Here is a 25,279-nt window from a genome sequence, read left to right as displayed (position 1 = left end):
CGAACGCCACGCCGACCTCTATCGCGCTTTCCTCACAATCGCCGCCGCCATCATCGCTTTCAGGGCCCGCACGAGGTTTTGTTAGGCGCTCTTATGCGGCGGCGGGCTCGCGGCTCCTGCGTCTTCGGCCGATGAATGCTCAATGCCTTCTCACCTATCCGCGCAGAACCCAGCCCAAAGGGCGGCATTTCGGATGGCGACAATGAGGCTCCATCACTTTCCGGGATTAAACAACGACCACGGAGAAGCCGGCATTTCATTCATCCGAGCCCTGCTCAGCGGACTCGGCTTATCCTCGGAGAGACACGACGCCCAAGTCGCCCCTCTGATCTCCGTTTCGATCACCCACCGGGAAAAGATGCCGCGTCAATTTTCTCCCATCCACCTATGAAATCAGGACAAAAATCGACAAAAATAGTTCAATTTTTGACTAATTATTCAAATTAATCATCAGGAAACATTTGACTTGCAAGAAGAGCAACTTCAGTTCGATTTTTTGCCTTCAATTTTTTCATTATATTTCTAACATGAACTTTTACAGTACTTTCACGCATATTCAATTGATAGGCTATAACCTTATTTGGAATCCCCTTTCGTAGAGCTCTTGCAACCATTAATTGTCGCTCTGAAGTAAATATTCGACTATCTCCCGACTGAGGGCCTTCAACTTCCGATGGCAAACTAGCCATAACCATTAAACTATTTGCCGGAACAAACGTTCCTCCAAATCTGATAAGATTAAGTATTTGTGCGATAACCTCGATTGAAATGCTTGTTGGAATATAACCCTGAGCACCACTCTGCATCGCACTCAGCACATGCTTAGGAGCCTCCTGATCCGAAAGAATGGCAAACTTCATCGAAGGCTTGTGGAATTTTAATTCCGCAACCTCCTTGCTGATTTCCATACCATCTCCAGCATCACTGGATTTATCGGAAACAGATATTATTATCATGGACGTATATTGAACATCATCTGAAATAATCCAGTCCGATATGCTTCCATATACGTTAAATTCTGTCGTCCTATCTACAGAATAGAGAGCAATAGATAGGCATTGACCAATAAGTCTTCTTGATTCTATCAGAGCAACAATGTTCTTTTCTCGATTGACATCCCCCCCTTGTCCATCACTTGATGGCTCACTGCCTATATCGCCCTCAATCAGAGATTTAGGGTACATTTCTAAAAACCTAGGTACCTTCGCTAGCGAAGCATCGAAGCTTCCTTTTTCCATGATTCACTTCCCTGACGGCGCATGATTTTGATCCATGCGCACCATCATCCCCGTTATATTTTACCTCTGAGCAAGCGGCGTACTCACTCCGCATCAATCGAAACCCACATTCCACCACAACCTCTCATGGGACACCAGACAACCCTAGGTCCACATCCTATCCGAAAATAGATCTAGATTAAAAGTAAATGAGGTGGATCGTGGCGGTGAACCTCCCACCTCTGAAATGCCCCGTCCTATAGCACCTCCTAACAATCACCGCGGCGCCCCTTCATCGATACGTCAAGGGCACCGAACCAAGACAGAACGCACACCTCCAGCAGCCGGGGAAACTATGCAATTTGATATATTTTTATATCGATCAGATACTTTTGATATTGTTAATATGTAAAAATACATATATGTACGAAATTAGAATAATAATAAGCCGTTATTTAGCTTTATTGTAGGTCCTTATTTATTTATCACCACATACGGGGATATTGTTTCTGCCACTGAATATTGATCCTGTTTTTATCGGTAATACCAATTTTTGATATAGATAAATCCGAATTGATAAAATGAATTCAGCCCTTATGGTTGCCCCCCTGCATTAAGCTTCGATATGGCGGATATCTATGGATGACCTGCATGATCTGGCGCTCAACCCTTCGTTCTGCAGGAACGAGAGCCCGCAGTAGCCGCCCTATTTGCGAGATCGGCATATCCGGCTTGCCATTTTCATGAGGGAGCAACATGAAAAGCGAGATCACGGTCTGGATCTTCGAACTGGATCGTACCGCGGCAGATCTCACGGAATTCAACTCTTGGCTTTCCACCGACGAAGCTCAGAGGCGCGTACGCCTCTTACGCAAGCAGGACCGTGACCGCTTTACCGCCGCACATGGCATAACACGCCACGTTCTGAGCAAGACGACCGGCGAGCGTCCGGAAACGTTGGCCTTCATTCGGAACCCGCATGGCAAACCCTCGCTGAAGGGACACAGGCACCTGGAATTTAACCTCAGCCATTCCGATGGTGTCGGTGCTCTAGCAGTGGCAAATGGTTTTCCCGTGGGAGTCGATTTGGAAAGGATCGTACCAATTGAGCCCGCCGTTGCAGAGTTGGCCCTTTCCTCTTCCGAGTATGCTGAACTCAGCCATTGTGGGGAGCACGAGGCGCCAACCCATTTCTATCGGTGTTGGACGCGGAAGGAAGCTATGATCAAAGCGCTTGGCCTAGGGCTGGCTCAACCGCCTGAGATCTGCGACGTCACGCCAGACTTCGGTCGCGAGCCGCGCCTCTTGCGGCCGGCCAGCGAGTCCGACATGTCGGTGATCTGGGAGCTTTTCCATTTCATTCCCGCGGCCGGCTACGTCGGAGCCCTCGCAGCTTATGGACGTGGCCATTCAATGGTCCTGAACCGCTGGACGCCGTCGGCGATATAACTCTCATCGAGGCATCCCGCCGGGGGCCTCCCGCGCAGATGATGGTCAAAGAATGCCGCCAGGCAGGCGTCAATTGTCGCCTTCGTCCGAACGGGATCCGCGCGCAGCCAGCTCCGCCAAAAACCTAATCCCAATGCGAAGTCGGATAGGTTTTCGTGAACTGCCCCCACCAGGCGGATTCCCAGGCTCCCCGGACGTTGAACGAGCCGAAACTCCTCCGTGAGATCTCGACGGGTGAGAAGAGTCTCGTAACGACGTGCTGGAGTGGCATCATCCGGCTCGGCGTCGCTTGGAAGGGGAAAATCGCTCAGCATGACAAGATAGGGCACTCTCACCGCTCCATAGGCGGCCCGCCCGAAAAGCCAGCCATCGAGATTAGCGACAGCAATGATACGCGGATCCAGCACGCTCGCTTCGGCCGCCGTCGAACCTCCCAATGACCACCCAAATGCACCGACGCGATCGAGCGACACCGTCTCAAGCCACGATGGCCTGTCGGGTTGCCGCCGGAGTTCTGCCAGTCGATCGAGAACCTCCACCAGCCGTAACGCCTGCTGGTGAACCTTCTCGTCCGCACTGTCCAGCGTGAGCTTGTAGGCCGCCTCGGAGGTGAAATCGAAGAGCAACGGCTTCACGCCGGCGGAGACCAACTCGGGCGCCTGCTCAACGTCATCAAGCGCTACAACCACATAGCCGAGCCGAGCGAGCGCTGCCGCTGTCGTCGCATTGTCGGTCCGCTGCTTTCCCGAACCCGGCGTATAGAGAAGCAGCGCCGTCTCGCTGCCTCCCACGTCAGAGAAGTCGCCCTGCTTAACCCAAGCGCGCCAAACGTCGATGGTGATGGGTTGAGCCGCGTGGCCCCCTGCCCCCTGCTCGAGGACCAGTGTCTGATGGACGACGCCGCGCTCTGCCGCTTCCATGCTCCTGCGCAACTGAGAGATGAGGGATGACGCCATGGTGGCGATCCGCCCGCCGACGGACCTGCTCATCTCCTCGCCCGCCATGGACAGCGCGATGGTGACGGCGACGGACAGCGCCAGCGCGGCGCCAACCCATCGCCAATATGAGGCTCGCATCCAACCTCGCGCCCGCTCCCGTGGACGATCCAGCACGAAACGGTCACTCGGCCGCTTGCCGAGACGGCGACAGAAACGTCATCGAAACCTCCCGAAGCCGGGGACGCAGATATCGTCCTATGACCTGCGCACCCTCGCCCTGGAACATCCCCGCATGCCAACCGGGAATGGAATGGAAATCCGGATGTCGCGGGAGCACCGTGCTCCAGCCCATGTCGTCGCCGAGCCCACCGCCGATCATTTCCTCACTGCGCAGCAGCACCACGCGGCCACCGAAAGCTCCGGGCCTGTAGGCATCTCGCGCGCGCTCCAGGACGGGAAGGAACCAACGATTTCCCCAATCCTCCTGATTGAACGAACGATCCTCGATTAACCCCAACCGCACCGCCGCTCTTAGAATCCCGGTCCGGCGAATCCTCGGATAGCTGGCGAGCACATCCGCCATTTCCGTCTGCCCGGCGGACCATTGGGCGTAATGATGCTTCAGGACATGCCATCGATAGGCGCGCTGGAAGGCAGCGCGCTGTCGGGCCGGCAGTTCGGCGAGGTAGCCCGGCCGCCATGTGTCGGCCAGGATGACGAGAGGAACGACCTCTCCCTCAGCCTCGAGTTGGCAGGCGGCCTCATAGGCGATCGCGCCGGCGACGCAGAGCCCGAACAACACATAGGGCCCTTCCGGACGAGCGGCGCGGATCACCCTCACATAATCCCGCGCCACATCGACCAAGGGCCGCTCTTCCAACTCGTGGGGCGTATTCGGGTCGAACAGCTGAATGCCGATGAAGGGACGATCGGTACCAATCGCGCGCGCAACATTGTAGTAGGCCAGCGTGTTGTTGATGGCGATGACCGGGACTTCGCTCCCGTGCGGCTGGATCGGCACGATGTTCCAGGGCTTGATTTCCTCGCCGACAGACGGCGCCACGGCTTTTGGGCTGACGGCGGCACTCAGGCGGCATGCCATCTGGCCGAGTGTCGGAGCATCGAACAGAACAAGCGGGTCGATGCGCTGCCCAAACCGCTCCCGCACCCGCGCGAGCATCCGGATGGCAAGCAATGAATGCCCTCCGAGCGCAAAGAAATCAGCGTCGGAGGTGAGAGGCCCGCTCTGCAGCAAATCCTCCCAGATTGCCGCCAAGGCCGCCTCGATGACGGGATCGGCAACTTGAGAGGGAGGAGAACCATCGACCTCCTGCGCCTTGGAGGCTAAAGGCACCGGTGCGCTGCGTTCCGGCGGAACCAGTTCGTCCAACGAAAAAACCGGCTCGGCGATCGCTCGCTCAAAGGCGGTACGCCAGAGCGACACGAAAGCGCGGGCCGTATCCTCGCGGAAGATGTCGGGATTGTACTCCATGGCCATGCGCCAGCCATCGCGCCACTTCACCACGAAGAAATTCAGGTCATAAAGCGATCCCGCCGACAGCGATGGCACGCCCTGCAATCGGAACCGTCCATATTGCCGATACTGAAGAACCTCCTTCAGCATGGTGAAATTGACGGAGATCAGCGGTGTACGGGCTGGATCGCGCGGCGGATTGAGGAGTTCGACCAGGCGGTGGAACGGCATCTGCTGGTGCACGAGGGCGTCGCGCACGGTCTCGTTCGTGCGCGTTAGCAGTTCCGAGAAGTTGCGAACATGCCGCGTATCGACCCGCAGCACCAGATTGTTGATGAAGACGCCGATCAGTGGCTCAAGATCGGTCTCGTCGCGCCCGGCGATCTGGGTGCCGAGGATGATGTCGGTGCGCCCGGTCAGCCGCTTGATCAGCGCGACGGTCGCCGCGCAGCCGAGCGCGAACGGCGTGACACCGAGCTGCCGGGCCGCCTCCTCCATCCGTTCACTCGCTTCCTGCGAAAGCATTTCCGCGAGGATGATGCCGTGATGCGTGGCGCGGGCCGGCTTCTCGAAGTCCCCCGGGACCTCCAGATAGGGCGCTCCTACGAGCTGTTCGTGCCAATAGCGCTCATGTTTCACCGCTTCGACCGCGAGATACTCCCTCTGCCATCGAGCATAGTCGCCATATTGCAGCGGCAGTTCCGGGAGCGGATGCACCCGTCCCGCATCATGAGCTGCCGCGATCTCGCCGAACTCATTGGCAATGATCCTGATAGACCAGCCGTCGAACACGATCTGATGCACGGTCAAAAGAAGGCTTGCCCGCTCATCGGCCAGTCGCACCAGGGTCACGCGGATCAATGGCAGCTGGTGAATGTCGAAAGGCTTCTGGGCCTCGACCTCAGCTAGTTTGCGAGCCTCGCCCTCCCTCCGGTCTTCCGGCAGATGCCGCAGATCGAAGACAGACAGTTTGAGGCGCAATTCCGACGCCACCTCCTGAACGGGCTCGCCGTCGATCTCGACGAAACGCGTTCGAAGGACTTCGTGACGTTCGACGATCGTATTGAAAGCCTTTTCGACAGTCTCGTCAGTAACGATTCCGGTCAATTCCCAGCGCAGAGCAACGTTGAGTGCCGCGCTGCCGGGGTCCAGCGAGTCGATGAACCAACAGCGTTGCTGCGAGGAGGAACATGGAAAGCGGAGCGCCTCCGACCCGCTATCCACGATCATTGCGACCTGTTCCATGATGTTCGTCTCCACCGCGCAGCTCAGCCGATCTCGGGTGCCGCATGTGCGGCGGTGCGACGGAAGCTGCTTAGCTTGGGCGGAGCGGCCGATACCGGGCCGCGGCGGGCCATCTCGTCGGCAACCTGTGCGAGTTCCGCGATGGTGGGGTACTGCATGAGGTGCCGGGCCTCGAGACCGAGCCCCCGCCCCAGCATGCGCGCAGCGATGCGAAACACCTGGATAGAGTCCGCCCCCAGCATGAACAGGTTGTCTTCGACGCCGATGTCCTCCGTTTGCAGCACTTCGGCCCAAATCTCGGCCAAAGCCTGCTCGGTCGCGTTGCGGGGGCGCAGTACGGTACGCGCGGCCGCCGGCACGCCCGCATCCGGCTTCGGCAACGCCTTGCGGTCGAGCTTTCCATTCGGCGTGAGCGGCAGGGCATCGAGCCGGATCCAGTGCGCCGGCCGCATATAATCGGGCAGCAGCTGGCTCATCTGCAATTGCAGGTCGGCAGACTGCAGAGTCTCACGCGGTTGCTCGACATAGTAGCCGACCAGCCGCGCGCTCACGCCTTCGCCGACAAGAGCGACGGCTGCCGCCGCGACGCCCTGGCAGCAGCGAGCCGCACTTTCGATGTCTTCGAGCTCGATACGGAACCCCCTCAGCTTGATCTGCAGGTCGCGTCGACCGAGATGCTGGAGACGCCCATCCGGGAGTCTCCGGGCCAAATCTCCGGTGTGATAGAAGATCGCCGGCACGCCCCCCGCCGGGCTCTCCGAACGGAATGCGCTGGCGGTCAACTCGGACTGGCCCAAATATCCCTTTGCCAGCCCCTTGCCACCGATTATCAGTTCGCCTGCAACACCAATCGGCGCGATACGGCCACTGACATCGACAACGTGCAACTGGGTGTTCAGCAGAGGTTCGCCGATGGTTATGGGATCTTCTCCCGGCGTAACTTTGCCCGCGCTGGACCAGATTGTGGTTTCGGTGGGTCCGTAAACGTTCCACAACGCGCCAGCACCACCCCCCAGCTGTTCGGCGAGGTCGCGCGGCAGCGGCTCGCCGCCGCAGAGCATGGTCAGGCCGTCATAGGGGCGGAAACCCGCCTCCAGCAGCATACGCCAGAGCGACGGCGTTGCCTGGATGTGGGAAGGTCGCTCGACGTCGATCAGTTCCTTCAGGCCAAAGCCGCTCCGCACTTGTTCCCGGTCGGCGATCAACACAGTGCCCCCCGTGACCAAGGGCAGGAACAATTCGAGAATGGCGATGTCGAAGGATACGGTGGTCACTGCCAGCAGTGTTTGCCCGGCGGAAAAGCCGGGACGACGGGCAAAGGACCACAAGACGTTCGCCAGTGCTTCGTGGCTGATCTCCACGCCCTTGGGCGTTCCTGTTGAGCCGGAGGTGAAAATCACATAAGCGCTGTCCCGCGGCCAGATCACCGGAAACAGGCCGACTTCCGCCTCTTCGACCGGGATGGCGACCGACAGGTCGATCAGCGGCAGACCGGAGACCAGATCGGCCGCCCGCACATCGTCGCTGAGCAGCGCATCGAGTTCGGCCTTGTCGGCGACAAGCCGGAGCCGTGCGTCCGGGTGCTCGGGATCAAGTGGCACGAACGCATGGCCGGCCTTCATGATGGCGAGCAGGCCGGCGACGAGATCGGGCGATCGCTTCACCAGCAGGCCAATCCGCCCGCCCGCCTGTGGCACGAGCCGTTGCAGCCGTTCCGCCAGGACGTCGGAGGCGCGATCGAGTTCCGCATAGGACAAGACACGCTCGTGCCAGCGCACCGCGGTGGCGCCGGGTGTGCGAGCCACCTGCGCCCGAAACAGATCAGGCAACGAGCGCAAATCGATATCATCCTGCCGAGTGGCATTCAGCGTGGTGGCGAGCCAGTGCAGGCCGGCCGGATCGAGGATGGGCAGTTCGTTCACCGGCCGCGCCGCGTCATCCGCCAGCGAGCGCAGCATCTGCTCGAAATGCGACAGCCAACGGGCGATGGTCCCTTCGTCGAACAGATCGGTATTGTAGTCGCAATCGAGACGCAGCCCCTCCGGCCCCTCGATGACGTTGAGGAAAAGGTCGAAATTGGTGAAGGCCTTGGCATTGGGGACCACACGGGCTTCCAGCCCTCCGAAATCCAACGCGTCACCCAATCTCTCCAGATTGAACTGCACCTGGGTCAAGGGCAGTCGCGAGGGATTGCGCGGCAGATGCAGCTCGCGCACGAGCGTGCCGAAGGTGAAGTCCTGGTGCTCGTTGAGCTCCACCATCTCCTTCTGCACCGACTTCAAGAGGTCTCCCGCGAACGCGCGACCATCGACCATCGTACGCAGCGGCAGAAAGTTCACGCAGTGCCCCACCAGCGAGCCCCCTTCCACCAGGCTCTGGCCTGCGGTGGGAATGGCGACCACCTGATCCGCCTCGCCGGTCAGACGCCACATGACGATCTGGAAAGCGCAGGCAAGGGTGGTGAACAGCGTGGCTCCCTGTCGGGCGCCGGCCTTCTTCACCGCGCGGTAGAGATCGGCGTCGATGGCTGTGCGGTACGTACTGCCTTCGAAGCTCTTCATCGCGGCACGCGGGCGGTCGGACGGCAGCTCCGCGTCCGGCGGCAATCTGTCGAACCGGCGAAGCCAATATGTTTCGTTGTCCTCGCGGCGTCGGCTGGGCATGGCCTGCCGCGCGGCGTAACGGCGGAACGGCATCGGCGCCGGCAGGTCGACAATGCCTTGATGGCCGTCGTGCGTGTAATGCCGGGCGAGCTCGTCGAGAATGATGTTCATCGACCAGCCATCGCAGACGATGTGATGCGCGGTCAGCACCAGAACATGCGTCTCCGGTGCGAGCGTCACCACCCTACCCCGCAGCAATGGACCGGCGACAAGATCAAACGGCGTTGCGGCATCGTCAGCAAGGACCAGAGCCAGCTCGGCCTCCGGGTCAGCAGCGGAGCTCACATCAATCCGCTGGAGTTGCACTGTCAGGACGTCATCGACGATGAAATGCTCGCCGCTCGCCTCGAAGCGCCCCCGCAGGGCGTCATGGCGCGCCACGACCGCTTGCAGCGCCCTTTCGAGGCGATCCGCATCGAGCGCTCCGTTGAAACGCACACTCACGGATTCGTTGAACGCGCAGGAAGCCGCGTCGCCGGCCTGGGCGGCGAGCCAGACTTCGCGCTGGGGCTCGGTCGGCACGATGCGATCTGGCAGCCGCTCGGGCTGAGGTGGAGCGGCTGTCGGCGGGGCAGCGGGAACCGCCACCGGGCGGTGGGTATCGGCAAGCCGATCCTTACCGGACAGGATGCCGACCGATTGCAGCGCATCGAGGCTGGTCGAGAAGATGCGCTCGATCTCCTCGATCTCCGCCTGGCCGTGAGTGGTGGTGAGGAACTTCGGGAAACCATCCTGGATGTGCAGGCCGATCGAGCGGGCATAGGGGAAGAAGAGCGCTCCGAACCGATCCTCCTCATGGAAGTTCAGATAGAACCAGCTGCTGTAGGTTTCCGCCCGCGTCGCGATCCCGCGGCGTTCGAGATCGGCGTTGATCCGCCCCGCCAGCGCTGCGGTCCGCTGGGTAAGCCCTTGCTGCAGGGCCGGCCCCGCCTCGCGCAGATGCAACAGCACCGCGCGAGCCGCCGCCAGCGCCAGTGGATGGCGCACAAAAGTGCCGGCGAAGAACGTCGGGGCCGTCTCAGGGACGGATTCGTCGCCATAACGCCATTGGCCTCCGTCGAGCGCGTCCATGAATCGCGCCGATCCCGCCAGCACGCCGATCGGCAGACCACCACCGATCACCTTGCCATAAGTCGCCATGTCGGCACGGATGCCGAGCACCGCCTGCATGCCGCCGGGATGAGTACGAAAGCCGGTCACCACCTCGTCGAGTACGAAGGCCGTACCCGATTTTTCGGTGATCTCGCGCAACTCACGCAGGAAGTCGACCGGCACCAGCCCGGGATGTCGGCTCTGCACCGGCTCGGTGATCACCGCCGCAATCTGGTCGGCGTTGGCTCTGATCCAGGCAACGCTATCGGGTGAAGCATAGGGCAGCACCACCATATTGCCGACCGAACCGGTCGGGATACCCGGCGCAACAGGCAGCGCGCGCGGCGGAGCGGTGAGGCTGCCGCCCTTGACGAGAACCTCGTCGAACTGCCCATGATAGCCCCCGCCAAACAGCACGACCCGGTTGCGTCCGGTGACGGTGCGCGCCACGCGCATCGCGGCCATCACCGCCTCCGAACCGGTATTGCAGAACGTCACGCGTTCGTTGCCGGTGAGCTCGCGCACGAGGTCGGCCACCTCGCCGGCAAGCGGCGATTGCGGCCCAATGGCGAAGCCATCCGCCATCTGTCTGGCGACCGCCTCCAACACGAAATCTGGCGCGTGACCGAAGGCAGTCTGCCCATAGCCGTTGACGAGGTCGACATAGCCATTGCCGTCAACATCCCAGATGTGGGGGCCCTTGGAACGGGCGCAGACGATGGGAAAAACCGTCTCCTTCCACTCCGCCCGGAAGCCGGCCGCCGCACGCGGATCCGCGAGGCCCTCGCGATGCCGCTGGGTATAGGCCTTGGAGCCAGCGGCACGCTTGCTGAAGCGATCCGACAGTTCCGCAATGAAGTCCTTCTGCTCGGCGGTCAGTGCGGTCGGTGCCGGCTTTGCCGCACGATACACCTGGAAGCGCATGGGCTGCTCTTCCGACGCTTCCTGCGCCGGCGAGGCCGACGGAAGGGCCGCGGGCGCCGGCTCCACGGGAACGACGGGAGCCGCAGTGCCAGGCGCGGAAGCCGTCACGGCCTCCGTGACATTCGCGGGACCGCCTTGCAGCGCCGTGATCTGCTGGTTGATCACCTTCTGCATGGCATCGAGTTGCTGGCGGAAGAGATCGGCCATGCTGCCTACTTGCGCCGCCGCACCGACGACCGGCGCTTGAGGCGCCGGCGAAGCGACCGCGGCTGGCGGAGAGGCGGGCACAATGAGCGACAGTTGCGGTGCGGCGGCGGGTGCCGCCACCGCCTTTGCTGGCGCAGATGCCGGGGGCATAGTCGGCATGCTGGATGCAAGATGACGCGCCAGATCAGCGACAGTGGGAATATCGGCGAGCAACTGCCGGAAAGTGATCGGCACCTTGAAGGTCTGCTGCACCCGGGTTGCTACCTGAGCGAGGAAAAGTGAATCGAAGCCCAACTCCAGGAAGGAAGCGTGGCGTTCCGAGGCAGGGATTTTTTCCCCGGACAGATCCTCGAGAACGGCGACAAGCTCGCTCTCCACTTCGGTAGCGCGGCTCATTGCGGAAAGGAGCGGCTCGGCAGCATCGGCCATGGACAGGTTTCCATTGTGAGGAACATCGACATGCTGGGACGACACGGTGTCGCTCTGTAGCGGCTCGTGCGGCGTCGGTGGCGTCATGGTGGAGCTCGACGCAGGAGGATCGATCCAGTACCTTTCGCGCTGGAAACGATAAGTCGGCAGGGAGATCCGTCGGCAATCGGGCCCCGTCACAGCCTTCCAATTGGGCTGCACACCACAGCTCCACAGGACGGCGACGACGTCACGAAGCGTGGCAGTCTCTTCGCCGGCGACACCAAAGCTGGTGAGCAAGGCGCTATACCGCTCCTTATCGAGCGTCTGACGCGCGAAGTTCGTCAGAGTGCGCCCAGGGCCGATTTCGATCAGGATAGGCCGGTCGAGCTCGGCGACCGTTTCGAGTGCGCGGGCAAACATCACGGGCGCGCGACACTGACGCCCCCAATACTCGGCGGCGACCGGGCGACCAGTGTCGATCCATGTACCCGTGACGCAGGAAACATAGGGGATATCGGGCGCGCGGGCCGACATGGCGCTGAACCGTCGCACCAACGGCTCCATCACCGGTTCCATCATCGACGAATGGAAGGCGTGCGTGGTCCTCAGTCGCTGGAAGGCGATGCCGCGCCCCTGCAGCGTCGCCTGCAACGCATCTATTGCCTCGGGGCGGCCGGAGGCGACGCTCTGCCGTGGCCCGTTCGCGGCCGCGATCGACACGTCCTCGGGAAGCAGCGGCTCGAGCGCCTCGACCGGCAACCGGACCGACAGCATGGCGCCGGGCGGCTGAGCATAGGTGAGGCGTCCGCGTTCCGCGATGGCACGCGCCGCATCCTCGAACTCATAGACGCCGGCGAGCACCGCACTCACCAGTTCGCCAAGGCTATGGCCGACCATCGCGTCGGGCTTGATGCCCCAACTCATCAGCAACCGGGCGGTCGCATACTGAATGAGGAACAGGGCCGGCTGGGTGTTGATCGTGGCATCGAGCGGGTTCGGATCTCCCGGCTCAACCCCGGCGAACAGCAGGTCGCGGATATCGGTGCCGGTGATCTCCTGCACACAGGCCGCACCGCGATCGACCAGCTCACGAAACAGCGGTTCGGTCTCATACAGGCCCCGCCCCATGTTCCAGGTCTGGGAGCCTTGACCGGGAAACATGAAGACGATCGGCCGCTTTTCTGCAGCCTTGCCAATGGTAGCGCCGCCGCGCAGCTTCTTGACCAGTTCGTCGCGAGAGCTGGCCGCGACGGCCCAGCGGCGCTCGAAGACACGGCGCCCCGCCTGCAGGGTGTAGGCGACATCGTCGAGCCTTAGTGCCGGCATGCGCTCGATGTGATCGGCCAGCGCCGCCCCGGCCTGTGCCACCGCCATATCGCTACGCGCCGAGAGCGGAAAGACAAAGGCTTTGCCCTCGACAGCGTCGGCACGGGGTTGAAGCCGTGGCGCCTCTTCCATCACGACATGCACATTGGTGCCACCTACGCCGAAGGCGCTGGTGCCGGTGCGGCGCGGCGTCGTTCCCGCCGGCCAACTCCTCGGCTTCCGATCGACGACGAACGGACTGGAGCCCAGATCGATTTCGGGATTGGGCCGCTCGAAATGCAGCAGAGGTGGAATTTCTTCCTTTCGCAGGACCAGTGCCGTCTTTATCAGTCCCGTCACGCCGGCGGCGGCATCGAGATGGCCGACATTCGCCTTGACCGATCCAAGGGCACAGTAACCGCGGCGATCCGTCGTGGCGCGGAACGCCTTTGCGAGGCCCGAGAATTCGATCGGGTCGCCCAGCGGGGTGGCGGTGCCATGCGCCTCGACATAGCCGATGCTGTCGGCGGTGATCCCCGCCTGCTGATGCGCCGAGGCGATGGCACGGGCCTGCCATTCCGGGCTCGGCGACGTGAAGCCGACCTTGTCGGCTCCATCGTTGTTCATGCCGTAGCCGCGTATGACGGCATAGACTTGATCGCCGTCGGCCAACGCATCCTCCAGCCGCCGCAACACCACAAGCGCGGCGCCGCTGCCGAATACCGTGCCGCCGGCAGCCGCGTCGAACGGACGGCAGCGTCCATCCGGCGAGACCATACCTCCGGCCTGGTGCATGTAGCCGCGCTGCTGTGGGAGCGAGATCGACACGCCTCCCGCCAGTGCCATGTCACACTGGTAGGTCTGCAGGCTTTGCACAGCCTGCGTCACCGCCAGCAACGACGTCGAACAGGCGCTGGCGACGGTCATGGCCGGGCCATGCAGCCCCAGCTTGTAGGCAATGCGCGTGGCGAGGAAATCGTGACCCGCACCGACCAGCAACGGGTACTGCCCGACCTGGAACTCATCGGTAAAGGTTTCGATCACCCGTCGGTCGGCGCAGACATTGCGGAGGAAGTAGGTGTTGAGCGAGCAGCCAGCGAATACGCCTATTGCGCCGGCAAAGGCTGCCGGATCGTGGCCGGCGTCCTCGAGGCCCTCCCAGGCGCACTCCAGCAGCACGCGATGCTGGGGATCGGTCAGGGCCGTTTCCCGCGCGTGCATGCCGAAGAACGGCGCATCGAACTGGTCTATGTCCGAAAGGATCGGCCGGGCCGCCACATAGTTCGGATCCCGGTGCGTCTCGTCACCGAAGGTATCGTCGATCTGCTCCAGCCCGAAATGGGTAATGCTGTCGACGCCCCGGCGTAGGTTTTCCCAGAACGCCTCGACAGAGCCGGCGCCGGGAAAGCGGCCGGCCATACCGACGATCGCGACGGCGCCAAGATCAAGGAGTTCGCGCAGGGTGTCATCATTCGCTGCATCGAAAACATGCGATTTCATGATGCCCTCCCCAGACGGCCTTCCCGAATGCGCCGGAGTGCGGCCTGCCGGGAGCCCGCGCGTGCGGCCGCCTCCACCTCCAGTCGCACATCCAACACAGGACCTGCCTCCAACCGGGCGGCAAGGCTGGCGACGGTTGGGTGGTCGAACAATTCCACGAGGAGGAGCGGCGCCCGACCGAGGCTGGGCAGGCGAGCGTGCACGTTCATCAATCTGAGTGAGGTGCCGCCAAGCTCAAAGAAGCTGACGTCGCGCGGCACATGACGGAGATTCAGGACCTCGCCCCAGATCTGGGCCACCGCCGCCTCCAGAGCCGTCCTCGGCATGGCCGTAGCGGTCGATGCAGCATCCTCCGGCATATTCGTGAGCTGCGTCCGGTCGATCTTGCCATTCGCCGTCAAAGGCAGGGTTTCGACCACCCGGAAGCCTGACGGCACCATGTAGGCTGGAAGAGTCAGGCGCAGCCGATCGCCGATCGAGCCGAGGAGAGTCTCGCGCGACGCCTGCGGAGCCGGCTTTATGAATGCGACGAGGCGCTTGGCTCCGGCATCGCCACTGGCCACCACGGCAACGTCGGCCACGTCGGACTGGTTGCGCAGCGCGGTTTCGATCTCCTCGATCTCGATCCGCTTGCCGTCGATCTTCACCTGCTGATCGGCACGCCCGAAAAACTCGTACACTCCATCTGGGCGCCGACGCACCACATCGCCCGTCAGATAGAGACGCTCGCCAACCGACGGGACGAAGCGAAACTTTTCCTCCGTCATCTCCGGCGCGTTCAGATAGCCCAGGGCAAGCCCTTCCCCGCCGACGCAAAGCTGCCCCTTCTCGCCTTCGGGCAGCGGGCGCAATTCGTCATCGAGGACATAGGCCGTGCTGTGGGCGATAGGTCGGCCTATCGGCAGTGGCCCGAGCTCATCCCTCTCGATCAGATGGCAACAGGAGAAGGTGGTGTTCTCGGTCGGTCCATAGCCGTTGATGAAACGGCAGTCCGCCAGCACCTGTCGCGCCCGCCGCACATGAATGGGGGACACGACGTCGCCGCCTGTCAGTATCTGGCGAAGGGGCCGCAATCCTTCCAGCCTCTGATCAACGAGGAGGTGGAACAACCCCGCTGTGAACCAGGCAGTCGTCGCGCCATAAGCCGAGATGGCCCCTACAATATCGTCCAGAGAAGGCTGGGCACCGGGGACAACGGCGAGCCGGGCGCCGTTAAGCAACGCTCCCCAAATCTCGAACGTGCTGGCATCAAAGGCGAGCGGCGCGAGGTGGAGCATCACCTCGTCCGGCGCGAACCGCGCATAACTCTGCCCGCGGACCAGCCGCACGACAGCGCGATGCGGCACCACCACGCCTTTTGGGCGACCGGTAGAACCCGACGTGTACATCACATAGGCCGGATCTCCGGCGTCAGCGCGCTCCGACAGCGGCTCGGCCGAGAACAGTTCAGCGGCAGCGAGAGCCACCGCCTGGTCGATAAAGCCATCTCCGGCCGCGTCGGCTATGTCATGCGCCAGCGATGCGCGCCCGATGACCAGAACCGGTGCAGCGTCACGAAGCATTCCGGCAAGGCGCGATACGGGATACGCCGGATCGAGTGGAACAAAGGCGGCGCCTGTCTTCAATATGGCAAGCATAGTCGCAATCGTGTCGGCGGAACGCTCGGTCAGAAGCGCGACACGATCACCGGCCTGGACATGGCGAGCTTCCAGATAGCGCGCCAGCCTGTTCGATCGGCTTTCGAGGTTCTCGTAGCTATAGGTGGTGTCTGCCTCGCCTATCGCGACGGCGGAAGGCGAGGCGGAAGCCTGTCGCCGAAAGACACCATGAACCGTGAATTCGCGATTGAAAACGGACATTTGAAACCTATGACGACAATGAAGTATACTGGATTTCCAGATAACTTCCGCCCGGATACGTGGAAGCGGCGGACAGACGTCAAGTCTTCCTGCTGCGCCGCGAAGTGGCACCGTCGAAAACGACGATATCGCTACCTCTTTTGAGACGAGGCCCTACTACCAAAAGATTATCGATCGCACTCCGGCACCGTCAGCTCAGCTCCCTCGCCGATCGCGACATACCGAAAGGCAGGCAACCATCAAATTTATACCGCTAAAATCAACACGTATAACATTCGCATAAAATGCGAGCTGCCATAGTTAAGTTACGCATCTGAAATATCTCATGCAACCGTTACCAAAATTGAGTAATTTATATTAACATCAATAATTAAATACCGTATTTCAATGCGACACATATTATTAAAAATAATAATATGATTATATTTTGATAATAATATCATTCAACTTTAATTGAATGGAATCAATTTATGAAGAATATACTTGTCACTGGCGGCGCTGGATACATAGGATCCCATTGTTGCAAGGCACTAAAATCGGCGGGATACAACCCAATCACTTATGACAACCTCTCTACAGGCTGGGCGCAATTCGTCAAATACGGCCCTCTTGAAAGGGGGGATCTGCGTGATCGAGCGAGATTGGACGAGGTATTCGCCCGCTGGGAACCGCAGGCTGTCATGCATTTTGCCGCGCTTAGCCAGGTCGGCGAGGCTGTCAGAGATCCCGGAAAATACTGGAGAGACAATGTTATTTCGTCGTTGACGCTCATCGAAGCCGCCGTTCACGCAAGATGTCTCGATTTTATATTTTCCTCCACATGCGCCACTTACGGCGATCAAGACGGCGTCGTTCTGGAAGAAGATTCTCCACAAGCTCCGATCAATGCTTATGGGTCCTCAAAGAGAGCGATTGAGGACATGATTCGTGATTTCGGAAATGCTTATGGTCTTCGATCCGTTATATTTCGCTACTTCAATGTGGCGGGCGCCGATCCGGATGCCGAATGCGGGGAGTTTCACGATCCCGAGACGCATCTGATTCCGATCATTCTGGAAGTCGCCTCAGGCGAACGCTCCGCGTTGACTGTATTCGGTGAAGATTACCCAACTCCCGACGGCACCTGCATCCGAGATTTCGTCCATGTAAGCGACCTGGTCGACGCCCATATATTGGGTCTGAAATGGCTGGAAGCCGGAAAAGGCAACCGCATTTTCTGCCTGGGGAGCGGCAAGGGTTTTTCAGTACGCGAAGTCATCGAGCGAGCGAGGCGCCTTACCAATCGACCAATCCCCGTCGAAATCGGTCCACGCAGGCGCGGAGATGCTGCCAAACTGGTATTAGGAAGCGCCCGCGCAGCGGTCGAGCTTGGGTGGACACCAAAGCGCTCCTCACTGGAACTCATGATCTCCGATGCCTGGCTGGCATATTCCAGCCTCGAGTGGCCAGTGGCCAATGCCGACTGACCCTCACCCGCCCAACGGCAGAATCCACATCGCCGTCGGTCAGGCCTCGTGTCGCATCCATCGGCAACACACGACAATTGGTCGACATCGGACGCTCATGCCACTGCCCCAATGGTGGCCTTGACGCAAGGCGCATAGGATGATCGTGGCACGCTCGCCCGAACCCGACACATAAGTACAGTCTTCCCAAATCGAGTTTTGGCATACCGTACCTCCGTGATCGAAACGACATTGAGGCCACGCATGCCCAGGGTCGGCGCCGCTTATCGGATACTCCTCACCCTTCTTGTATCCTTCAGCCTCTACACCCCCTGCTGGGCGGAGATCGATTGGGGGGTCAACGGACACCCTATCGTCTCCTATTCCGGCGTCACCATCGACCAGCAACTCGATCTGGTCGAAAAACTCGGCATGCGCTCGTATCGCGTCGACATCTATTCGACTGAACAGATGGATCGCCTCAGCGCCCTCATCGAAGCGGGCAGAAAGCGCCGGATCACCATACTTCCGGTCCTTATATTGCCTACCAAGTTCGACGAACAGGACGTGGAGGAACTGTACAAAGCGGCTTTTGAACTGGCCTCGGCATTCGCCATGCGCTTCGACGGTACAGTGCGTGTGTGGGAGCTGGGCAATGAGATGGAAAACTACGCGCTGATCCGGCCGTGCGAGATGCGTGACGATGGCACCAAATATCCCTGCGAGTGGGGAATCGCCGGGGGCGTCGGCCCCCTTGACTATTTCGGTCCCCGCTACGTGAAAGTGGCCGCGGTTCTGCGTGGCCTGTCCGATGGGGTGAAGGCGTCAAACCCGTCGGCCCGTCGCGCGATCGGGACCGCGGGTTGGGGCCATCTCGGCATATTCGACCGGCTACACCAGGACGGCATTGCCTGGGACATCTCGGTTTGGCACATGTATGGAGAGGATCCAGAGCCCGGGTTCAAGCATCTCTCGACATTCGGCAAGCCGATCTGGGTCACCGAATTCAACCACCCTTATGGCAGTCAGGGCGGAACCGCCGAACAGGCGCAGGGCCTCATCAAGTGGATGAACCGACTGGAAGAACTAAGCGACCTCTACAAGGTTGAGGCCGCCCACATCTACGAATTGTTCGACGAACCCTACTGGGCCCCCAGCTACGAAGCGTTCATGGGACTGCACACTCTTGCCCCAGGGCCGGACGGCGGCTGGCAGCCGGGGGAGCCGAAGCCAGCCTTTCTAGCGGTGCAGGAATTCATAGCCGACGCTCACAGGTAGATGTCGTCCACTATGCCACTCCAAATGGATAAAATCGATCAGCCCCCACGCCTCTCTCTACGTCTTAATAGCTTATTTACGAACACTTCATTTCAGAATTAATTTTAGTCATATAATATAAAACTTAAATATAAGCGCCAGATAAAATGCATAAAATACATGTATTTCTATAGTATTTAGTTTTATTCAAACAACAAAAACGTTATGATTAATAGAGCAAATGATGTTGAGGAAACAACGATCATGAATGTACAGATCAACCTCGATACACTTGCGCTCGTAAAGCACGATTTGCCCGCCACGGAGGTCCCATCCAACCCTCCAGCAATCCGGCAAAACAACCGCACATGCACGGGAGGATGGCCCAAAAGGGCCACCGACATCGCCCTCGCCTCCCTTGCCATAGCGACGCTTGCCTTACCGATGCTCGCGGTAGCTATCCTGGTACGGGTCACGATGGGCGGGCCGGTCATCTTCAGACACGCCCGTATCGGCCTCGGCGGCATCCCCTTCGAGTGCCTGAAGTTTCGCAGCATGATTGTCGGCAGCGATGCCGCACTGGCACGTTACCTTTCAGAGAACCCGGAAGCGGCAGAAGAATGGAAGCGATCCCGCAAGCTCAAACACGACCCGCGCATCACATGGCTCGGTCGAGCCCTGCGCATGTCGAGCCTCGATGAACTCCCCCAATTGCTTAACGTCCTTAAAGGCGACATGAGTTGCGTCGGGCCCCGCCCTATCGTTTTGGAGGAGCTTGAGCTCTACGGCACAGAGGCTGAAAAATACCTCCAATCCCGGCCTGGCTTGACCGGCCTTTGGCAGGTTAGCGGACGCAGCAGCCTGACCTATGCGGAGCGCGTGGCCCTGGACGCCGCCTACGTAAACGACTGGTCGATGTGGAAGGATCTGAAAATCATTGTCCGCACGGTTCCAGCAATGCTGAAGTCGCATCAAACATCCTGAATCGCACCGCCGCAGCGAAACGCCTATTTGCGCCGAAGCAATGAGTCAGCTACGGCCCCCGCAAAATAGGACAGCTGATAGACGGCCACCAAAACCAGACTGGGCCACATCGCCCCCGACACACCAAAGCCGCTCAACATCCCAAACGCAAATCCTGAAATCAATATAAGAAAACTAAACGGGATCAATAAATACACTCGTAATAAAAATCCAGAAACTACGCCAAATATAAATATACAAAATAATATTGATAATTTCAGCATATTACATATCCACATTAAGATTGGTACGGCCCATTAATTTATAAATCAAAATTACATACAAAACCATCAAGGATTTACAAATTGTGCAGACATTCATTATAGGCTCAGCAATTTGCATCCTATTATTGGCTGCTGGGCGAACTCACCCTGGATCGCTGATCGTCGCACTGATTGCGTCTGTTGCATTCGGAAGCACCTCGATCGCGTCCCTGGGCGGCTTGGGCACCCCCTTGATCTATGTTGCCCTCGAAATAGTGCTTATCATTACCATCTTGGTGAGGCGCCGCCTCCCGGACGAGCTCGCACGCATATTTCATGAATGCCCGACGGCGTGGATCGTGCTCGCCCTGCTCGTCTACGCCTCAGGAACGGCGGTCATTCTGCCACGGCTTTTCGCCGGCATGACGGGAGCGTTCGTTCCTGTGGATGGGCTCGTTTCGGAAGTACCGCTCGCGCCCGTGTCGGGCAACATCGCACAGAGTGGATATTTCGTCCTGGGGGGCCTTGTATTCTTTGGCCTCACCCTCTTGTTGCTGGCGCGATCCAGCGCGCCGCGAGCAAAAACCCTTCCGCAGTCCCGGGAGAGGGACAGCGAGGAGTACCTGCTTCTTCGGGCCATTGGGAAGGGCTTCTTTTTCTGGACATGGCTCAACGCCACAGCGGGCGCCCTCGATCTCGCAGGGAAACTAGCGGGCGGAGGAGATCTTATGCTCCCACTCCGCACGGCGGGCTACGCCCTGCTCACGGAAACCGAACATGCCGGCTTCTGGAGAATAGCCGGCCTTCATCCCGAGGCCTCGGCGTTCGGAGCCGCCGCGCTGGCGGGACTGGCCTTCTCCTTCACCTATTGGAGAGCTACGCGATCCGGCAACGCTCTCATCCTGGCCATCGTGCTGCTATCGCTCACCCTCCTGTCAACCTCCAGCACCGCTTACGCAGGCCTTTCGGTACTTGTACTTGTCGCGCTTCTGGCAGCCATACGTTCGCTGCTGCGCGGGCGCCTTCTGCACACGGATGCAATCTGGCTCGGGGCGGTATTGATTGCCGTCACCGTCATCCTTGCCATCGTGCTGATCAATGACGACGCCTTCGCAAAGGTGGAGACGTTGCTGCGCGCCACCATTCTCGAGAAATCAAGCTCGGCATCGGGAATTGAACGCGCTTACTGGAACCAGCGCAGCCTGGATTCCTTCTTCGCGACGTCGATGTTCGGCATCGGACTGGGCAGTTCGCGCGCCTCCAGCTGGGCCATTGCCGTATTGTCGCAACTCGGGCTGATCGGCTCGGTGTTGCTTGGCTTTTTGATGGCGACGATCGCATGGCCGCCGCATCGCGGAGAATGGGGAGATGCTCCGCTCGGCTCCGAGCGCCGCCACGTCATTGCCCTTCATGACAGCGTGCGCGCCGCCGCCCTGACCCTGCTGCTTGCCGCAACCATAGGCGGTGGAGCCGCCGATCCGGGCGTCCTGTTCTTCATCTCTTTGGCGACGCTAGGTGGCTGTCGCCGCTACCTGCAACGCAGCCGATGCTTCTCGACAGGCCAACCGTCCAACGGGTCCACCCGCTCGGGTTCCATCCCGCAAGGACAACCGACATGATGTCTGCCCGGGCGCAGAACCCCTCCAGCGAGCAACGATTGGATGAGATCGATGGCCTGAGGGCAATCGCCATGACGATGGTGATTGCACAGCACTGTGGCATCGCCCCCTTCGGCTGGACCGGCGTATGGTTGTTTTATTGCATCTCCGGCTTCGTCATCACGCGAAGGCTGGTTCAAGAGAATCGGGCGCACCCGCCCATATCGGGAGGAATGCGATACCTGACGTTCATCTATAGACGATTCTTTCGCATCATTCCCGTCTATCTCCTGTATCTCGGACTTGCATCGAGCCTACTTCTCCTTGCCAGGCAGACAGAAAGCATTCGGAACATCCCGTTCCTCCTGACATTCACCTTCAACTGGCAAGCCATATTCCAATTCTGGCCGGCACCCGACGGGCCCTTCGGACCGCTATGGACGCTCAGTGTCGAGGAGCAGTTCTATCTGGTGTTTCCACTCTTGTTCCTGCTCCTTCCGCGCCGTCAATTTCTTGCCGTTGCCACCATACTGATTGCCGCCGGTCCGGCAATCCGCCACCTGATGTCGGCAACTCTCTATCGGATGTCTCCCGACCCGGGCTTCGTAGCGTTCGGAGTCTATGCGAGTTCCTTCACCCAGTTCGACGCCTTTCTCATGGGCGCGCTAGTTGCCTGCCATGAGTCATGGCTCCGGACGCATCCAAAAATGGTGCAGTATTTTTCCCTGGTCGCCGCCGTGGCGATGCTAGCCTATGTCGCCGCTTACATTGGCATCAACATTTCCAATGGCGCCAGGGGCGTCGACATCCTGCGCAATATCGTCTCGGGCGTCCTCTGGGGGAATGGCCGAGAGACCGTACTTTACACGGCCCTCGATCTCATCTGGATCAGCGCCATCATGTGGACGCTGATCAGGCCGAAATTCTTACGCCCACTTGCTTGGCCAGCCTTGGTGCTTGTGGGGCGGGTCTCGTATGGCGGCTACCTTTATCATGCTCTCGTCCTCTGGGTGCTGTTCTCCACTGTGATCCCTGCCGATGCGGCGCTGGCCATACCATCAAGACTGCTCCTGTTCGTCGTCGTCTGGTGCATCACAGTGACGTTTGCCAGCATCACCTATCACTGGTTCGAGATGCCGATCATGGCCTGGGCAAATCGGCGCTTGCGACAGGCCCCTCGTCGAATGGGCGACGCCACCTAAGGCACTTGGGCAGCGCAAACCACCCAAAGGCGTAGCCGCTCGTCTCTCGGGGCGATCCAGCTACTGCCGATGCGGGACGGCACAAAGGCCGTCAATGCTAGGTTTTATCCACGGCTTCCGCCGCCGATCCACGGCGCAGATGGCTCTATGTTTTCTCCGACGCGGCAAGAGAGGATTTCATGGTCGGACTTCGACGAGCGCTGCTCTTTTCCCTGACCGAACGCTACATCTCCATCGCGCTGAACTTCGTCATGATCGCGACGCTTGCCCGGCTTCTGACGCCCGAGGAGTTTGGCTATTCGGTCATCGGAGCGGCAGCGATGGGGTTTGCCGAATGCCTGAGGGACTTTGGTACCAGCGGATATCTTGTCCAGGCCCGATCGGCTACGCACCTTGCCGCGCGCACCGCGTTCACGGTTATGCTGACATTGACGCTGGCCGTGGCGGCGACCATGTGGGTGGCTGCAGGCCCGATCGCCCAGTTCTATGGAAGGGCGGGCTTGGAGTCCTACCTTCACATTACGGCGCTTGGGCTGCTCATGGGCCCCTTCGCAGCACCGCCGTTGGCACTCCTGCGCCGTGACATGCAGTTCCAGCTCGTGGCAATCATCAATGTCGCCAGTGCGGGGACAATCGCCCTCGTAACGGTTTCACTCGCGGTAATGGGCGCCAGCTATATGAGCTTCGCCTGGGGCATATGGGCCGGCGCCAGCGTAACGGCAGCACTTGCCGTTATGCTGCGCGGCGATATGCGGATTTTCCGTCCCAGCCTCGCGGAGTGGCGGGAGATATTGTCATTCGGTGGATATTCGAGCGCGGCGGGCGTGTTCTGGAAACTTCAGGACTTCGTGCCGTCACTGATCATCGGTCGCCTCATCGACTTTAATGCGGTCGGACTGTTCAGCCGCGCGGTCATGGTCTGCCAGTTGCCCGACAAGTGTCTTCTGAATGGCCTCATGCCGGTCGCACTGCCCGCCCTTGCGGCCGAAGCGCGGGCCGGGCGCGATCTGACGAGTGCCTATCTCAAGGCGACGGCCTACATCACGGCGATCCAGTGGCCATCCCTGCTTCTGTTGAGCTGCCTCGCTCATCCCGCCGTGCTGATATTGCTCGGCGTGCAGTGGGTGAGCATTGTCCCGCTGATACAGATCATCTCGCTCGGCCTGCTCCTATGTTTTCCGACGGTACTCTCCTATCCACTGCTGGCTGCGGCGGGGGGAATCCGCCACGCGATGATCGCCTCGCTCGTCGGCCTCTTGTCGAGCATTATCATTGCATTGTTTGTCTCCCGATGGGGACTGACCGCCCTGGCACTCGGCGTCGTTCTGAACGTCAGTATCCAGTCTGGCCTTTCGCTGTATCTCATCCGCCTGTACGCACCGTTCAGCCTCATCGAAATGGCCTGCACGTTACGCAAGAGCGCAGCAACAGCAGCCACGACAGCGCTGGTACCGCTCCTGGCGGTTGCACTGAATGGATTTGACTTCGACTTCTCCATCGCCGAGGGCATCATGGTCGGCATAGGCTCGGTAATCGTCTGGATCGCAACTATCCGCTGGACCGGACATGCCCTTGAGGCCGAGGTCGACCTGCTCTTCGAGATGGTGAGAAAAGTCTGTCGGATCATCCACCACGAGATCCGCACGCGCAATACGAGTGCCCGCGGTTCCCGCACGGGGGAAACCTAGTTGTTCAGTCCCGAGGTCAAGTGGTCTGGCTGAGGGCTGAAGCGCTCGGGCTGTTCTGCCCATGCCTTGCAGATGGGTTCATATGGCATGAGGCCGCGTAAGGTCTTCAGACGTTTAGCGAAGTTGTCGGCATCGAGGAACGCAGCGAGGTGGTCCTGAAGCTGCCGATGGGTCTCGTAGCGATAGCGCCGGTCGCCTCGTTGAGCGTCCGGTTCATCCCCTCCACCTGGCCGTCCGTCAGGGAAATGGTCCACCGGACCATTTCCTGATCCTCCTCACTCCAGGGGTGGTTTGGCTGTGTCAGACGATGCGATGCCGTGGCTCCGGCAGGCACGGCCGAAGGGATGACCGGGCCACCTGCGGTCGGTCCCTCGAGGTTCCTTGGCAGATCGGCGAACTGGATGCCGTTGTCGGTGAGAACGGTATGGATCTCATAGGGGACGGCGGCCACGAGGGCGTCGAGGAAGGCCCGGGCTTCTCGCGTGGCGCCTTAGAGCGCCTAACAAAACCGTTTGTTAACCATGTCGGCTTGAGTTTGGCTTCATGGTGAAGAAGCTGCTTCCGGATGATTTGTGGGCG

Annotated in this window: 12 protein-coding genes and 1 pseudogene; 7 read left to right on the top strand and 6 right to left on the bottom strand. The window is 60.1% G+C overall.

Annotated features, from left to right (window positions below; genetic code table 11):
* Nucleotides 1-443: 443 nt before the first annotated feature.
* Complete coding sequence (locus J2X65_RS25595; protein WP_310207934.1) at nucleotides 444-1,238, bottom strand: response regulator transcription factor; 795 nt, start codon at nucleotides 1,236-1,238, stop codon at nucleotides 444-446.
* Nucleotides 1,239-1,973: 735 nt separating this feature from the next.
* On the opposite strand from J2X65_RS25595, the gene J2X65_RS25590 reads away from it, so the two are divergent.
* Nucleotides 1,974-2,666, top strand: coding sequence for a 4'-phosphopantetheinyl transferase superfamily protein (locus J2X65_RS25590; protein WP_310207931.1), 693 nt, complete (start codon nucleotides 1,974-1,976; stop codon nucleotides 2,664-2,666).
* Here the strand turns inward: J2X65_RS25590 and J2X65_RS25585 are convergent.
* The 4 genes from J2X65_RS25585 to J2X65_RS25570 are packed head-to-tail and all read right to left on the bottom strand — an operon-like array spanning nucleotide 2,612 to nucleotide 16,284.
* A complete protein-coding gene (locus J2X65_RS25585; RefSeq protein WP_310207927.1) occupies nucleotides 2,612-3,742 on the bottom strand; it encodes a hypothetical protein in 1,131 nt (376 codons plus the stop codon). The genes J2X65_RS25590 and J2X65_RS25585 overlap by 55 nt on opposite strands.
* Nucleotides 3,743-3,785: 43 nt before the next feature.
* On the bottom strand, nucleotides 3,786-6,323 hold the full coding sequence (locus tag J2X65_RS25580) for a condensation domain-containing protein (protein WP_310207924.1): 2,538 nt from the start codon (nucleotides 6,321-6,323) through the stop codon (nucleotides 3,786-3,788).
* A gap of 23 nt (nucleotides 6,324-6,346) precedes the next feature.
* Nucleotides 6,347-14,425, bottom strand: a complete 8,079-nt coding sequence (locus J2X65_RS25575) for a non-ribosomal peptide synthetase/type I polyketide synthase (protein ID WP_310207920.1) — start codon at nucleotides 14,423-14,425, stop codon at nucleotides 6,347-6,349.
* Nucleotides 14,422-16,284: an amino acid adenylation domain-containing protein gene (locus tag J2X65_RS25570; protein ID WP_310207917.1), complete on the bottom strand. Its 1,863-nt coding sequence runs from the start codon at nucleotides 16,282-16,284 to the stop codon at nucleotides 14,422-14,424. The genes J2X65_RS25575 and J2X65_RS25570 overlap by 4 nt, the downstream gene beginning before the upstream one ends.
* A gap of 470 nt (nucleotides 16,285-16,754) precedes the next feature.
* Here J2X65_RS25570 and galE point away from each other — a divergent pair, with 470 nt between their 5' ends.
* From galE to J2X65_RS25540, 6 genes are all read left to right on the top strand, one after another.
* A complete protein-coding gene (gene galE, locus J2X65_RS25565; protein WP_310207915.1) occupies nucleotides 16,755-17,750 on the top strand; it encodes a UDP-glucose 4-epimerase GalE in 996 nt (331 codons plus the stop codon).
* Nucleotides 17,751-17,993: 243 nt separating this feature from the next.
* The gene (locus tag J2X65_RS25560) at nucleotides 17,994-19,007 is read left to right on the top strand and encodes a glycosyl hydrolase (protein ID WP_310207913.1); all 1,014 of its coding nucleotides are present in this window, start codon (nucleotides 17,994-17,996) and stop codon (nucleotides 19,005-19,007) included.
* A gap of 243 nt (nucleotides 19,008-19,250) precedes the next feature.
* On the top strand, nucleotides 19,251-19,970 hold the full coding sequence (locus tag J2X65_RS25555) for a sugar transferase (RefSeq protein WP_310207910.1): 720 nt from the start codon (nucleotides 19,251-19,253) through the stop codon (nucleotides 19,968-19,970).
* Nucleotides 19,971-20,316: 346 nt separating this feature from the next.
* Nucleotides 20,317-21,831: a hypothetical protein gene (locus J2X65_RS25550; protein WP_310207907.1), complete on the top strand. Its 1,515-nt coding sequence runs from the start codon at nucleotides 20,317-20,319 to the stop codon at nucleotides 21,829-21,831.
* Nucleotides 21,828-23,012, top strand: a complete 1,185-nt coding sequence (locus tag J2X65_RS25545; protein WP_310207904.1) for an acyltransferase — start codon at nucleotides 21,828-21,830, stop codon at nucleotides 23,010-23,012. The genes J2X65_RS25550 and J2X65_RS25545 overlap by 4 nt, the downstream gene beginning before the upstream one ends.
* 179 nt (nucleotides 23,013-23,191) lie before the next feature.
* The gene (locus J2X65_RS25540; RefSeq protein WP_310207901.1) at nucleotides 23,192-24,700 is read left to right on the top strand and encodes an oligosaccharide flippase family protein; all 1,509 of its coding nucleotides are present in this window, start codon (nucleotides 23,192-23,194) and stop codon (nucleotides 24,698-24,700) included.
* On the opposite strand, the pseudogene J2X65_RS25535 reads toward J2X65_RS25540, so the two are convergent.
* Nucleotides 24,697-25,178: pseudogene (locus J2X65_RS25535) on the bottom strand (IS481 family transposase); the annotation flags it as partial. The gene J2X65_RS25540 and the pseudogene J2X65_RS25535 overlap by 4 nt on opposite strands.
* Nucleotides 25,179-25,279 lie beyond the last annotated feature (101 nt).

This window comes from Ancylobacter sp. 3268, from assembly GCF_031456575.1.
Taxonomy (GTDB): domain Bacteria; phylum Pseudomonadota; class Alphaproteobacteria; order Rhizobiales; family Xanthobacteraceae; genus Ancylobacter.
The sequence above is the reverse complement of the archived record's forward strand: the minus strand, read 5'-3'. Positions and strand labels throughout refer to the sequence as shown.